This is a genomic window from Mesorhizobium sp. M1A.F.Ca.IN.020.04.1.1 (genome assembly GCF_003997315.1).
Classification (GTDB): Bacteria; Pseudomonadota; Alphaproteobacteria; order Rhizobiales; family Rhizobiaceae; genus Mesorhizobium.
Window position 1 is genome coordinate 45,734 of sequence record NZ_RZSN01000016.1, and the last position, 13,416, is coordinate 59,149.

Here is a 13,416-nt window from a genome sequence, read left to right on the forward strand (position 1 = left end):
GCCGGGGAGAACTTGCGCCGGTTTTTAGCAATTCTTGCTATATTATCATTTTCCACTATTTTTGCTTGACACCGCTGGCGATCTCGCGCCAATTGCGCGCTTAAGGTTTCAACCCTGCATTGAACCAGAGCCTCCGCCAGACATGTGTCCCGCCAATCGTGACGACTCTGAAAAACCAATGAAACCGGCGGACCGTGGCGCGGCGGCCCGGCTGCCGGCGGATATCTCCAAGGTGCTGGTGGTCGGCAAATCGTCGATCAACCGGGTCGTCGTATCGAAAATCGTGGAAAAGTCCGGGCTGAAGCCGATTTCGGAGCCGCCGGAGGCGGCCGAGAAAGCTTTGGCCGGCCTGGTTCCCGGCGCAATCATACTCGACGGCGGACCCGACGACAGGGATTGCGACAGGCTGCTGTCCGGCATCGACGCGCTGCGGCGCGCTTCCGGCAAGACGCGGCCCGCCGTGATCCTGCTTTCAACCAGGAATGGCACGCCGGACAGCCTCGGCCTGTCGAGCGTGGTCGACGCGGTGGTCACCAAGCCGATCACGCCCGAAAGGCTGCAACCAGTAATCGATCGCCTGGTCGGCCGCGGCTAGGCAGAGGCGACGCTCAGCCGGGCTTCGCTATTGCCTCGACCAGTGCCGGCAACTCGCCCAGATCTGCGATCTCGCGAAAACGCGGCTCCGCGACAGGCGCCTCGGCGTGTTCGATCGCCCAGGTCAATTCGTGCGGCACATGGATGCCCCAGCCACCGGCCTCGATGGCGGGAACCACATCGGACTTGAGCGAGTTGCCAACCATCATGCTGTTCTGCGGACCGTCGCCATGGCGGCTGAAGATGCGGGCATAGGTGGCTGCGCTCTTGTCGCTGACGATCTCGACGGCATCGAAGAGATCACCCATTCCCGACTGCGCGAGCTTGCGCTCTTGATCGAAGAGGTCGCCCTTGGTGATCAGCACCAGATGGTAGGAGTCCGCCAGCTTTTCGACCGTCTCGCGGGCATGCGGCAGCGGCTCGATCGGATGGCTGAGCATCTCGCGGCCGGCAGCCAGGATTTCGCCGATGACCGAACCGGGCACCTCGCCGTTTGTGATCGCGACGGCCGTCTCGATCATCGACAGCGTAAAGCCCTTAATGCCGAAGCCATAGAGGGCGAGGTTGCGCCTTTCCGCTTCGAGCAGCCGTGCCGCGATGTGCTCATGATCGCCGTGCTCGGCCAGCAAGGCGGCAAAACGCTTCTCGGTCAGGCGGAAGAACTGCTCGTTCTGCCACAGCGTGTCGTCGGCATCGAAGCCGATGGTGGTCAAACGTGGAGCGGACATGTGCGACCCTTTGCTTACAGGCTCATCTAGACCCTGTGGCGCTGCGCCGCCAGCAAGAAGACAGGCACGCCGGTTCCTTTGGGCTGCGGCTCGGCTTGCCTGTGGCGACGCGGGCGCCTCCCCTTTCCTTCCGCCACGGCGCCCGGCTATACTTTGAAATCCGCAACACAATCTGGTGAATGATGCCGCCTGAAAAAAAGGAAGTCCGTCCGTCGAGCCGGGGGGGACGCGCCCGCACGCCTGCCTTCTTGAAAAACGAACGCGGTGTGAAGAACTGGAAGGAAGCCAGCGCCTGGCTGGAATGGCGCGGCATCGAGGACATCGAGTGCATCACGCCGGACCAGGCCGGCGTCGCCCGCGGCAAGATGATGCCGTCGAAGAAATTCACCTCCAACACATCGCTGGCGTTGCCTTCGGCCGTCTTCATGACGACGATATCTGGCGGCTATCCGGAAGACGGCAATGGCTTCCACTATCCGGAGGACGACGGCGACCTGAAGCTCTTGCCCGATCTCTCGACACTGACCGTCGTGCCATGGGAGGAAGATCCGACCGCCGCGGTGATCTGCGACCTCGTCCACCAGGATGGCCGCTCCGTCGAATTCACGCCGCGCAACGTGCTGAAGCGCGTGCTGGCCGCCTATGACGACCGGGGGCTGAAGCCGGTGGTGGCGCCCGAGATCGAATTCTATCTGGTACGCAAGAACCCCGATCCGGACTATCCGCTGACGCCGCCCGTCGGGCGCTCAGGGCGGCCGATCGGCGGCGGCGCCGGCTATTCGATCGCGGGCGTCAACGAGTTCGACGAACTGATAGACGACATCTACCATTTCTCGGAGCGGCAAGGCCTAGAGATCGATACGCTGATCCACGAGGAGGGCGCCGGCCAGCTCGAGATCAACCTGCGTCACGGCAATCCGATCGAGCTTGCCGACCAGGTCTTCATGTTCAAGCGCACGATCCGCGAGGCGGCGCTGAAGCACGAAATCTACGCCACCTTCATGGCCAAGCCGATCCAGGGGCAACCTGGCTCGGCCATGCATATCCACCAGTCGGTGGTCGACAAGAAGACCGGAAAAAACATCTTCTCGGCCGAAGACGGCGCCGAGACGGATGCGTTCTTCCATTTCATCGGCGGCATGCAGAAACACGTGCCGAACGCGCTGGTGATGCTTGCGCCTTACGTCAATTCCTATCGGCGGCTCACGCAGGCAGCGTCGGCGCCGGTCAACAACAAGTGGGGCTACGACAACCGCACGACGGCTTTCCGCGTGCCGCGTTCCGATCCCGCGGCGCGGCGCGTCGAAAACCGGATTCCGTCCTCGGACGCCAATCCCTATCTGGCGCTTGCCGCCTCGCTTGCCTGCGGGTTGATCGGCATGAACAACAAGGTCCAGGCCGAGCCGCCGGTGCTGACGACCGCCAACGAGGACGAGATCGACCTGCCGCGCAGCTTGCTCGAGGCGGTGGACCTCTTCGAAGCCGACGAGGAGCTTGGCGCCATCGTCGGCAAATCCTTCGCAGCCACGTATGCGGCCATCAAGCGAGCCGAGTTCGAGACATTCATGGAAGTGATCAGCCCTTGGGAGCGGGAGTATCTGTTGCTGAATGTGTGAGCGGCCACTCGAGTGAATGGGTGAATAGTGAATGGTGAGTAGTTTCATATTGGATGGGTGAACGCAGCCAGAGCGCTCTCGCAAAGCATTCACTATTCACCATTCACCGGCGTTTCCGCATGCCTCGATGGGCGGCTATTCCGGACACGGCGTCATGCTGGCCAACTTCTTCGGCAAGCTCTATGCCGAGGCGGTCGCAGGCAATCGCAACCGCCTGAAGCTGATCGAGGATCTGAAGATTCCGGCCTTCCCGGGCGGCCGTCGTTTACGCGCACCGCTGCTGTTTCTTGCGCTCAACTGGTTCGCACTGCGCCGCAGGATCTGAAGCCGGAACATGTGCAGAAGCTGTTAATTCGACAAGTCCGCTTCCCTAACGGCACGTTGCGGAATCCTTAACAAACGCGCAGAATTTCGCAAAAAGGCGCACTGATGCCATAATCGGCGGTAAAAGATGCCGGTTCTGGGCGATAAGATGGGGATTTGCGCGGGCCTGCCCGCTGGAAATTTCGGGACCGATGCCGATCAGCCGCGAACCGTTTGCGGCAAGATCGAAAGAACGTCGGCCCGGTTGTTGGAGGTGGTTTAGGTGAACGAGCCCTTCAGTTTCGGTGCGCCGGAACGACGGCACTTTGCCGTGCGGTTCGGCTATGACATGCGGCCCTCGTTCTGGCAGGGCCTGCAGTCGAACGCGCATCTGGTGATCGCGGCCGTCGGCACCGCGGCGCTGCTTGGCGTAGCGGCGGTGGCGCTTTGGCTCGCCTTGCCGGCCAATGAGCGGCAGGCGATCGCGAAAACGGAGCAGACCGTCCCCGCGATCCCGGTCAAGACGAAGAAAATCGCTCCGACGGTATCGAGCGCTGTCAGTGTCGCCGCCGCGCCGCAAGCCGCGCGCAAGGCCGATGCGGTTTCGCCCATGACTGCATCCCGAGAAGCCGCCATCCCGGCACTGGCTTCCAACAATCCCCGCTGGAACGGCACGGTTGGTGAGCCTGCGCCCGCGGCGGATGCTCCGCCGGCCTCATCCGCTCAGGCCGCGGAGAAGCCGGCGACGCAGAACGACAAACCGGCCGTTGCCGCCTTCGCCGAATCCGCGTCCGGAAACGATGCTTCGGCCGCTCTGGCTGAGGTCGCGGCGCCTGCGCCGGCGGCTGCCCAAGCGGCAGGCGCAAAAAAGCCTGACGACAAAATGGATGCGGCCCAGACCGCCGCCATCCCGGACGCGAAGCCCCAGGTTGCCGAGGCTCAGCCGGCGGCACCCGACGATGCGGCCCAGGACGAGCCGAAGCCCGAAAACGCCGGCACTGGCACCAATGGACGCGTCCTGAGGGCTGTTACCATGCGTTCCGGCCCGAAGAACGGCGCCGCCGCGATCGTCACTGTGCCTGCCAAGTCAGCTGTGCAGGTGATGAGCTGCAAAAAATGGTGCGAGATCGTCTATAACGGCAAACGCGGCTGGATCTACAAGAGCTTCGTCAAGACCGGCGCCTGATCTGGACGCTCTTGGCGGCCTGCAGCCGCCGCGACCTCGGTTCAGATGCAGCGCCCGCCGTCGACTTCCAGCGCCACGCCGGTGATGAAGGCCGCCTCGTCCGAAGCCAGCCAGAGGGCCGCGTTGGCGATGTCGAGCGGCGTCGACAGCCGGCCGAGCGGGATAGAGGCGCGGAATTTTTCACGGATCTCCGGCGTGTCGGCGCCCATGAACTTCTCCAGCATGCCGGTCTCGCCGGCGACCGGGCAGAGGCAATTGACGCGGATGTTCTTCGGGGCGAGTTCGACCGCCATCGACTTGGTGGCGGTGATCGCCCATCCCTTGGAGGCGTTGTACCAGGTGAGGCCCGGCCGCGGCCTGATGCCGGCTGTCGAAGCCGTGGTCAGTATGACGCCGCCGCCCTGCCGGTCCATGATCGGCACCACGGCAAGCGCGGCATGATAGATCGCCTTCATGTTGACAGCGGTGATCAGGTCGAAGGTTTGCTCGTCGACGCCGAGCATGTCGCCGTTGCGATGGGTGTAACCGGCATTGTTGACCATGATGTCGACACGGCCGAAGGCGCTCTTGGCGGCATACACCATCTCGTCGAATTCGGAGCGTTGCGAGACGTCGGTCTGGGTCCAGATCGCGTTGTCGCCGATTTCCTTCGCCACGCGCGCGGCGCCCTTGGCGTTGAGGTCGGCAACCACGACGCGCGCGCCTTCCTCGGCAAAGCGCTTCGCCATGCCCTCGCCGAAGCCCGACGCCGCGCCGGTGATGATGGCAACCTTGTTTTGCAGACGCATGGTTTTCCCCATCATTGAAGGGCCGGCGGTCGCCATTCTCCCTTAGCTTTCGTCACATTCAGGTTCTATGTTGCAGGCGCGAACGCTTCCGGAAAGCTGTTGCTTGCCGACAAGCCTCCCGGTGGCGCCAGTGTCAAGGCCGCATTTGGGCCCAATCGATTGTCCAGCGATTGGTCTCGGATGTGACACCATGACACTGGACGATTTAAATCGATTAGAATATATCAGCCCCGCTACCGGCTAGCGGCATCAAACCGGACTGACCATGACCAGCCAGATCATCCCTGTCGAGCCTTTCGACTTCATCATCTTCGGCGGTACCGGCGACCTGTCGGAGCGCAAGCTTCTGCCCTCGCTCTACCACCGCCAGCGCGACCACCAATTTTCGGAGCCGACGCGCATCATCGGCACGTCGCGCGCGAAGATGAGCGATGCCGAGTTCCAGACCTTCGCCAAGAAAGCGATATCGGACCATGTGAATCCGGCCGACATCGAGCCGAAGGAACTGGACACATTTCTTGCTCGGCTTTCCTATGTCTCGGCGGACGCCACCTCCGGCGTCGGCTTCGACAAGCTCAAGAAGGCCATCGGCGACAGCGACCGCATCCGCGCCTTCTACCTCGCGGTGGCGCCGGCGCTGTTCGGCGACATCTCGCATCAGCTCAAGGAACACAAGCTGATCACCCCGAACTCGCGCATCGTGCTGGAGAAGCCGATCGGCCGTGACCTCGCCTCGGCACGGGCGCTCAACGACGCCGTGGGTGACGATTTCCACGAAAGCCAGATCTTCCGCATCGATCACTATCTCGGCAAGGAAACGGTGCAGAACCTGATGGCGCTGCGCTTTGCCAACGCGCTTTATGAGCCGCTGTGGAACTCCGCCCATATCGATCATGTGCAGATCACCGTGGCCGAGACCGTGGGTCTCGAGGACCGCGTCACCTACTACGACAAAGCCGGCGCGCTGCGCGATATGGTGCAGAACCACATCCTGCAGCTGCTTTGCCTGGTTGCCATGGAAACACCGTCCTCGATGGACGCGGACGCCGTGCGCGACGAGAAGCTGAAGGTGCTGCGGGCGCTGAAGCGCATCAACGGCAACGAGGCGCCGAAGCACACGGTGCGCGGCCAGTATCGCGCCGGCGCCTCCGCCGGCGGGCCGGTCAAGGGCTATGTCGAGGAGCTCGGCAAGGACAGCAACACCGAGACCTTCGTCGCCCTCAAAGCCGAGATCGGCAACTGGCGCTGGGCCGGCGTGCCTTTCTATCTCAGGACCGGCAAGCGGCTGGCGACCCGCGTTTCGGAAATCGTCATCGAATTCAAGCCGATCCCCTATTCCATCTTCGGCGACAGCGCCGGGCCGATCTTCGCCAACCAGCTGGTGATCAGGCTGCAGCCGGACGAAGGCGTCAAGCAGTACATCATGATCAAGGATCCGGGGCCGGGCGGCATGCGGCTGCGCCAGATCTCGCTCGACATGAGCTTCGCGCAATCCTTCCACAGCCGCGCGCCGGACGCCTACGAGCGGCTGATCATGGATGTGGTGCGCGGCAACCAGACGCTGTTCATGCGTCGCGACGAGGTCGAGGCGGCCTGGAAGTGGATCGATCCGATCCAGAACGCCTGGGAAAGCGCCAGGCAGGAAGCGCAGGGCTATACGGCCGGCACCTGGGGTCCGTCGGCCTCCATCGCGCTGATCGAACGTGACGGACGGACATGGCACGAGAGCAATTGAGCGGGGCCGCTTACGCCTGGAACGGCTTTGCCGACCGCCAGCAGCTGGCGGCGGCCCTTGCCGGCCACGTCGCCGCCCGCCTGACCAAGGCGATCACCGACCGCGGCACCGCATTCCTCGCCGTATCCGGCGGCACGACGCCGGCAAAGTTTTTCGCCGCGCTCTCTTTAATCCCGATCGCCTGGGACAAGGTCACCGTGACGCTGGTCGACGAACGTTTCGTGCCGCCCTCCTCGCCGCGCTCGAATGCCGGGCTGGTGGCGGCCAACCTGCTCCAGAACAAGGCAGCGGCAGCGCGCTTCGTGCCGCTCTACCATGAGGCGGCGACCATCGAGGACGCAGCGGCGTCGGACAGCGAGCCCCTGCAATCATTGCCCTGGCCTCTGGATGTGGTGGTGCTTGGCATGGGTGCCGACGGCCACACGGCCTCCTTCTTTCCCGATGCCGGCAATCTCGCCGAGCTCATCGACCCGTCCTCACCGCGGATCGTGCTGCCCGTGCATGCGCAAAGCGCCGGCGAGCCGCGGCTGACGCTGTCGATGGCGCGGATCGTTGCCGCCGGTTTCATCGCGCTCCACATCGAGGGAGAGGACAAGCGTATTGCCTTCGACGGCGCGATGGGAGCGGGCATGAAAAAGCCCATCCGCAACGTGCTCGAAGCGGCGCCGATACCGGTAGAGGTGTTCTGGGCACCCTAATTTCACCAAAGGAACAGCCCCGGAGGCTGTGGGAGGACGTTTTCCGGGGCCAGAAAGGACCAGCCATGACAGCCAGACGCGACGTCGAAGCCATCACCGAACGCATCCGCCAACGCTCGAAGGCCGGCCGCGAAGCCTATCTCGGACGCATCGCGGAGGCGTCGGGGCGCGCCGCCAACCGCGCGGTGCTCTCCTGCGGCAACCTCGCCCACGGCTTTGCCGTCTGCAGCCCATCGGAGAAGGTGGCACTCGGCGGCGATTGCGTGCCCAACCTCGGCATCATCACCTCCTACAACGACATGCTGTCGGCGCATCAGCCGTTCGAGACCTTTCCGGCGCTGATCAAGGACGCGGCACGCGAAGCAGGCGGCATCGCCCAGGTCGCCGGCGGCGTGCCGGCGATGTGCGACGGCGTGACGCAAGGCCAGCCAGGCATGGAGCTGTCGCTGTTCTCGCGCGACGTGATCGCCATGGCAGCGGCGATCGGCCTTTCGCACAACATGTTCGACGCCGCCGTCTTCCTCGGCGTCTGCGACAAGATCGTGCCCGGGCTGGTGATCGCGGCGCTCACCTTCGGGCACCTGCCGGCCGTCTTCATTCCGGCCGGACCGATGACGTCGGGCCTGCCGAACGACGAGAAGGCCAAGGTCCGGCAGCTCTATGCCGAGGGCAAGGCGGGCCGCGCCGAGCTGCTCGAGGCGGAGTCCAAATCCTATCACGGGCCGGGCACCTGCACCTTCTACGGCACCGCCAATTCCAACCAGATGCTGATGGAGATCATGGGCCTGCACACGCCCGGCGCCTCCTTCGTCAACCCGGGTACGCCGCTGCGCGACGCGCTGACCAGGGAGGCGGCGAAGCGCGCGCTGGCGATCACCGCGCTCGGCAATGCCTATACGCCGGTCGGGCGCATGATCGACGAGCGCTCGATCGTCAACGGCGTGGTCGGCCTGCACGCGACCGGCGGCTCGACCAACCACACCATCCACCTCATCGCCATGGCCGCGGCAGCCGGAATTTCGCTTACCTGGCAGGACATCTCCGACCTGTCGGAGGCCGTGCCGCTGCTCGCCCGCGTCTACCCGAACGGACTCGCCGACGTGAACCATTTCCACGCCGCCGGCGGGCTCGGCTTCCTGATCCGCGAGTTGCTCGACGAAGGCTTGCTGCACGAGGACGTGCAGACGGTCTGGGGCGAAGGCCTGCGGCCCTATGCTGTCGAGGCAAAGCTCGGCGCCGACGGCAGCGTCGTGCGTGAAGCGGCGCCGCTCGAGAGCGGCGACGAGAAGGTGCTGGCGCCGTTCAAGAAGGCGTTCCAGCCGACCGGCGGACTGAAGGTGCTTGCCGGCAACCTCGGCCATGCCGTGATCAAGACCTCTGCGGTCAAGCCCGAACGGCGCGTCATCGAGGCGCCGGCCAAGGTGTTCGACAGCCAGCAGGGGCTGAACGAAGCTTTCAAGTCGGGCACGCTGACCGGCGACTTCGTCGCCGTGATCCGCTTCCAGGGGCCGAAGGCCAACGGCATGCCGGAACTGCACAAGCTGACCACCGTGCTCGGCGTGCTGCAGGATCGCGGCCAGCGCGTCGCGCTGGTGACCGACGGGCGCATGTCGGGTGCTTCCGGCAAGGTGCCGGCGGCGATCCATGTGACGCCGGAAGCGGTCGAGGACGGGCCGATCGCCAGGATCCATGACGGCGACATCATTCGCCTCGACGCCGACGCAGGCACGCTGGAGGTGCTGGTGCCGGGAACGGAGTTCGCGCTGCGCCGCACGGCGGATGCCGACCTGATCGGCAACGAGTTCGGCTTCGGCCGCGAGCTGTTCGCCGGCTTTCGCCAACTGGTTGGCCGCGCCGACCACGGCGCCGCCGCCTTCGCAAATGCCTAACCTCAATCTGCTAAAAAAAGAGCGGCTCGGTGCCGCCGCTCGGAGCCGCCCTTTGTCGTAAGAGGTGTGCCATCGGCACCTAGACAAGAGGTCTCACGAGGTATTCTTGCCACTGAAGACCTCCGCCAAATAATCAATAAACACCCTGACTTTACGTGGGGTGTGACGTCGCTGAGCGTAGAAGGCGAAGATCGGTTGCTCCATGGGTTCATGATCCGGCAGCAGCCGCACGAGGCGGTTCTCCGCTATATCCTGGGCGACCATGAAATCGCCCAAGAGGGAGTACCCCCCTCCCGCTAGGCAGGCGTTTCTCACCGCTCGCGCTGAGTTCATTGTCAATTGCTGCGGCACTTCGAAGTCAATGACCTTTCCTTGATGCGAAAACTTATGAACGCGCCCCCATTCCCCGCTGACCTGAGTAACGGATGGGCACGCTCTGATCTCGTCCAAGGTCCTGGGTGTCCCATATTGCTGGCAAAACTGGGGTGTCGCGACGAACACGATCCTCTGCGTGAAAATCCTCTGCGCAATCAGGGATGAATCGTTCAACGGTCCTACCCGGATGGCGAGATCGAAGTGCTCGCCAATGAGATCAACCAAACGATTGCCAAGGTCGATTGAGACATCGAGCTGCGGGAACCGTCGCACGAACTCAGGAACTACTGGTGCCAGGCACTCATTACCAAAGGCCGTTACGCAGGAGACGTGGAGTTGGCCGCGAGGAGTTTCGTGGCGTTCGCGTACTGCGCTCCGCATCTGATCAAGCTCCTCCAGGAGGCCGGTGCTCTTTTGCACGAACTCCATCCCGGCATCCGTCAGATTGATCTGCCTGGTGGTGCGGTTAAAGAGACGTACGCCGAGATCGGTCTCCAAGTCCGCCACAATGCGGCTTACCGAGGCAGCGGAAAGGCGCAAATCCCGGCTCGCAGAAGAGAAGCTGTTATGCCTGGCGACTGCCACGGCCACCTTCATGGCCTCGATCATATCCATCCGCCATTCTTCCGAAATTCAGAATAATGTCTCTCACCGTGCGCTCTTTAACACGGAAGCCGAAATCATGCATCAATGGGGCGAACGCTCAAATTGAGGAGATGGACATGTCCAAAAATCCTAGCTGGATACTTCGCAGCTACCCTTCCGCAATGCCCTCCGTCGAGAACTGGAGCCTGGAGGAGCGTTCAATTCCCGATGCCGCGAATGGTGAGCTGCTGGTGAAAACTCTGTGGCTCTCCGTCGATCCCTATATGCGCGGTCGGATCAGCCCCGCGAAGAATTATGCTGCTGGTTTTAGAATTGGCGATCTGATGTGTGGCGGCGGAATTGGCGAGGTAATTACGTCTGAGTCTCCAGACTTCAAGCCAGGCGACCTCGTGATGAGCGATCATTTTGGTTGGCAGCCGTTCAGCGTGATCCCGGCCGCGTCAGCCAAGCCCGTGACGACAACCGACGCTCCGATTCAGGCCGTACTGAGCTATCTCGGCATGCCCGGTCTCACCGCCTACTTTGCCCTCCTCAAAACCGCAACTCCGAAGGTGGGGGAAACGGTGTTGATCTCTGCCGCTTCAGGAGCTGTGGGGCAGATTGCGGGACAGATCGCGCGGATCAAAGGGTTCGACCCAGTCGCTGTTGCGGGCTCGGACGAGAAGCTGGAATGGTGCAGGGAGCTTGGATATCGGACTGGCGTCAATCATCGACGCTCCGCTGATCTCGTGGCAGATGTCGCGACCGCATGCCCTAGCGGCGTCGATGTCTTTATCGACAACACCGCCGGGCCGATTCACGATGCAGCCATGTTAAACCTCAACATCTTTGGCAGGGTGGTGGTTGTCGGGACTATTGCCTTGGCCAACCGGTTTGACCAGCCTGATATCGGTGTCAGGCATCTCAGAAGGACACTAATCACCCGTGCGCGCATAGAAGGGTTCTTGCTCGACGACCACGAAGGAGAATACGAGACCGCGATTGCCGATCTGCTGTCATGGTACAAACAGGGACTGCTTCAGACACGGGAAGATGTTGCGGAAGGGATCGAGACCGTGCCCCACGCTTTCGTTCGGATGTTGAAGGGAGAGAACTTCGGCAAGCAACTGGTCAAGCTATGACGCTCTAACCAGGGTTGTCCGCTTCGGCCCGGCCCGATTTTTGTGCACGCGTTACTCAAGCGGATCGTTCCAAGGCAGCAGCTCATCGATCCGCCTCCGCTTGTGGCCGTTGACGATGGCGGTAAGCGTGGTGGTCAAGTAGGCCTGCGGGTCAACAGCATTGAGTTTGCAGATCTCCTCTGGCGCAGGCAAAACTAGGTTGCCCTGCCGGGCCAGCGTTCGCCAGGACGACAGATGGTTGGCCTCCAGCCCGTGGCGCTCCGCTACTTCGTTCACCGTCACGCCCGGACGCAAGCCCTCCGAAACGATCTGTGCCTTGACCTCATCCGGCCATTGGCGATGCGCCTCATGTCGGCCCCGCCGTGTCGTGAGAACCTCCAATGTCGTGTCCATGGAGAAACTGCTTCTCGCTCATCCATGGAACCTTGATCACAGATCAGGCGTCAGCGGGCAACGTGGGGGGCAAAACAGCGGTTACCCTTTTTCGTTCATTTGCGGACAGCGATGCCTACTGAACGGTGATCTCGCTTCGCTCGCCAGCCTTGATGGTCACCGGCATTTCCTTGTCCTGGCCCTGATCGGACATGTGCCGCACGACGACATAGTCGCCGGCGGGGATCGTCTGTTGCCAGTTGTCGCCATAGGTCAGGCCGAGCGACTTGCGCTTACCCTCAATATCCTTCTTTGACGAGAACACCTCGATCGAATAGGCGCCGGGCGCCGACATTGCCAGCACGCCGGCGCCGAGAGCCACCTTCACATCCTGGTTGTCGCCGGCCTTGATGCTGAAGGGCTGTTCGACAACGGCGAGATCGAGCGTGGTTAGCGCGACATAGTCGTCCGGCGGCAGCCAGAACTTGCTGTCCGGACCGTAGGAGTGCTCCACGCTTTCACGCGAACCGTCGATCTTCTTCTTCGCCTTGACGATCTCGAAGCCGATGCCGGAATTGTCGGCCTTGTCGCCGCCGGCGGTGTAGTAGGCGTTAAGCACGGCATGGCCGACGCCGACCACGATATCCTTCTCGACCGTCTGTCCGGCGGCAAGCTGGATGGTTTCGGTCACCGTGCCGGCGCCGATCTGCACCGTCACCTTCTCCTCGCCGGCGGGCACGGTGGCCTTGGTGTCGCCATAGTGGGTCGTGCTGCCGCCCGGATAGGCGAAGTCGACACGCGCCTCGCCGCTGATCTCCGAGCCCTGGCTCGCATGCGGGTGGATAACCAAGGTTCCGGCGTTCAGCGTGAACAACGGGCTGTAGGTCTGGCCGGCTTCGATCTTGATCTTCTGCTCGCTCCTTGCCTCGTCGGCGCGACCGACGACAATGTAATCGCCCGGCTCGAGATTGGTCTTGAGCTCGCCATACTCGGTCATGACCTGATCGCCGCGCGAGCCGTCGGACTTGGCCTTGTAGATCTCCCAGGCATTGCCGTCGGTGATGGGATCGCCGCCTTCAGCCATGACGACGCTCGGCGTGAAGTTGAATTCAGATTTGGCGGGTTCGGGTGCAGGCGCCGGCGCCGGGGCCGGAGCAGGCTCTGGCGCGCGCGCCGGCGCCGCGACGGTCTCGACCAGCGCTTGCTGCAATGCCTTCTCGTCGGAGGCCTGGATGTATTTTCCGCCGGTGTTCTCGGCGAGGCAGGCGATCTGCCTGCCTTCGTCGGCGGTCAGGCCGAAGCCGACTACGTCGGCGGTGAAGTCGACGCCGGTCTCCTTCAGCTCCTTGCCGAGCGCGCACGGATCGCCACCGGCTTCACCTCCCACTCCTATTTCGCGCAAAGC

Annotated in this window: 11 protein-coding genes and 3 pseudogenes; 8 read left to right on the top strand and 6 right to left on the bottom strand. The window is 63.0% G+C overall.

The window, feature by feature from the left end; translation table 11 throughout:
* Nucleotides 1–178 precede the first annotated feature (178 nt).
* A complete protein-coding gene (locus tag EOA49_RS06010; RefSeq protein WP_067327255.1) occupies nt 179–595 on the top strand; it encodes a response regulator in 417 nt (138 codons plus the stop codon).
* Between the two features lie 13 nt (nt 596–608).
* On the opposite strand, the gene EOA49_RS06015 is transcribed toward EOA49_RS06010, so the two are convergent.
* Complete coding sequence (locus EOA49_RS06015) at nt 609–1,322, bottom strand: HAD family hydrolase (RefSeq protein WP_095825802.1); 714 nt, start codon at nt 1,320–1,322, stop codon at nt 609–611.
* A 182-nt stretch (nt 1,323–1,504) separates the two neighbouring features.
* On the opposite strand from EOA49_RS06015, the gene EOA49_RS06020 reads away from it, so the two are divergent.
* From EOA49_RS06020 to EOA49_RS06030, 3 genes and pseudogenes are all read left to right on the top strand, one after another.
* Nucleotides 1,505–2,938, top strand: a complete 1,434-nt coding sequence (locus tag EOA49_RS06020) for a glutamine synthetase family protein (RefSeq protein ID WP_066989433.1) — start codon at nt 1,505–1,507, stop codon at nt 2,936–2,938.
* A gap of 124 nt (nt 2,939–3,062) precedes the next feature.
* A pseudogene (locus tag EOA49_RS06025) lies at nt 3,063–3,263 on the top strand (FAD-dependent oxidoreductase); the annotation flags it as partial.
* 261 nt (nt 3,264–3,524) lie between these two features.
* Nucleotides 3,525–4,427: an SH3 domain-containing protein gene (locus tag EOA49_RS06030; protein ID WP_127243093.1), complete on the top strand. Its 903-nt coding sequence runs from the start codon at nt 3,525–3,527 to the stop codon at nt 4,425–4,427.
* Nucleotides 4,428–4,468: 41 nt separating this feature from the next.
* On the opposite strand, the gene EOA49_RS06035 is transcribed toward EOA49_RS06030, so the two are convergent.
* Nucleotides 4,469–5,215 carry an SDR family oxidoreductase gene (locus tag EOA49_RS06035; protein ID WP_095801133.1) on the bottom strand — a complete coding sequence of 249 codons (747 nt, stop codon included), beginning with the start codon at nt 5,213–5,215 and terminating at the stop codon, nt 4,469–4,471.
* A 265-nt stretch (nt 5,216–5,480) separates the two neighbouring features.
* Here EOA49_RS06035 and zwf point away from each other — a divergent pair, with 265 nt between their 5' ends.
* The 3 genes from zwf (at nt 5,481) to edd (ending at nt 9,537) form a co-directional block, all read left to right on the top strand.
* Entirely contained in the window at nt 5,481–6,950 is a 1,470-nt protein-coding gene (gene zwf, locus EOA49_RS06040) for a glucose-6-phosphate dehydrogenase (RefSeq protein WP_095801102.1), read from the top strand.
* Nucleotides 6,932–7,648: a 6-phosphogluconolactonase gene (gene pgl, locus EOA49_RS06045; RefSeq protein ID WP_095801103.1), complete on the top strand. Its 717-nt coding sequence runs from the start codon at nt 6,932–6,934 to the stop codon at nt 7,646–7,648. Before zwf ends, pgl begins: the two co-directional genes overlap by 19 nt.
* 65 nt (nt 7,649–7,713) lie before the next feature.
* Nucleotides 7,714–9,537, top strand: coding sequence for a phosphogluconate dehydratase (gene edd / locus EOA49_RS06050; protein WP_127214511.1), 1,824 nt, complete (start codon nt 7,714–7,716; stop codon nt 9,535–9,537).
* A 93-nt stretch (nt 9,538–9,630) separates the two neighbouring features.
* Here edd and EOA49_RS06055 read toward each other — a convergent pair whose 3' ends face one another.
* Nucleotides 9,631–10,527 (bottom strand): LysR family transcriptional regulator, encoded by an 897-nt coding sequence (locus EOA49_RS06055; protein WP_127239872.1) that lies wholly within the window; start codon nt 10,525–10,527, stop codon nt 9,631–9,633.
* 107 nt (nt 10,528–10,634) lie between these two features.
* On the opposite strand from EOA49_RS06055, the gene EOA49_RS06060 reads away from it, so the two are divergent.
* Complete coding sequence (locus EOA49_RS06060) at nt 10,635–11,639, top strand: NADP-dependent oxidoreductase (RefSeq protein ID WP_127239871.1); 1,005 nt, start codon at nt 10,635–10,637, stop codon at nt 11,637–11,639.
* A gap of 51 nt (nt 11,640–11,690) precedes the next feature.
* Here EOA49_RS06060 and EOA49_RS06065 read toward each other — a convergent pair.
* The 3 genes and pseudogenes from EOA49_RS06065 to EOA49_RS06075 form a co-directional block, all read right to left on the bottom strand.
* A pseudogene (locus tag EOA49_RS06065) lies at nt 11,691–11,816 on the bottom strand (transposase domain-containing protein); the annotation flags it as partial.
* Nucleotides 11,817–12,032 (bottom strand): annotated as a pseudogene (locus tag EOA49_RS06070) (transposase); the annotation flags it as partial.
* A gap of 115 nt (nt 12,033–12,147) precedes the next feature.
* Nucleotides 12,148–13,416 (bottom strand): hypothetical protein (locus EOA49_RS06075; protein WP_127243094.1); only part of this gene is annotated, 1,269 nt, incomplete at its 5' end.

What these genes read in the sequence shown, in the direction of transcription:
- EOA49_RS06010 (WP_067327255.1), top strand. Translation starts at nt 179, where the DNA reads ATGAAACCGGCGGACCGTGGCGCGGCGGCCCGGCTGCCGGCGGATATC.
- EOA49_RS06015 (WP_095825802.1), bottom strand. Translation starts at nt 1,322, where the DNA reads ATGTCCGCTCCACGTTTGACCACCATCGGCTTCGATGCCGACGACACG.
- EOA49_RS06020 (WP_066989433.1), top strand. Translation starts at nt 1,505, where the DNA reads ATGCCGCCTGAAAAAAAGGAAGTCCGTCCGTCGAGCCGGGGGGGACGC.
- EOA49_RS06035 (WP_095801133.1), bottom strand. Translation starts at nt 5,215, where the DNA reads ATGCGTCTGCAAAACAAGGTTGCCATCATCACCGGCGCGGCGTCGGGC.
- zwf (WP_095801102.1), top strand. Translation starts at nt 5,481, where the DNA reads ATGACCAGCCAGATCATCCCTGTCGAGCCTTTCGACTTCATCATCTTC.
- pgl (WP_095801103.1), top strand. Translation starts at nt 6,932, where the DNA reads ATGGCACGAGAGCAATTGAGCGGGGCCGCTTACGCCTGGAACGGCTTT.
- edd (WP_127214511.1), top strand. Translation starts at nt 7,714, where the DNA reads ATGACAGCCAGACGCGACGTCGAAGCCATCACCGAACGCATCCGCCAA.
- EOA49_RS06055 (WP_127239872.1), bottom strand. Translation starts at nt 10,527, where the DNA reads ATGGATATGATCGAGGCCATGAAGGTGGCCGTGGCAGTCGCCAGGCAT.
- EOA49_RS06060 (WP_127239871.1), top strand. Translation starts at nt 10,635, where the DNA reads ATGTCCAAAAATCCTAGCTGGATACTTCGCAGCTACCCTTCCGCAATG.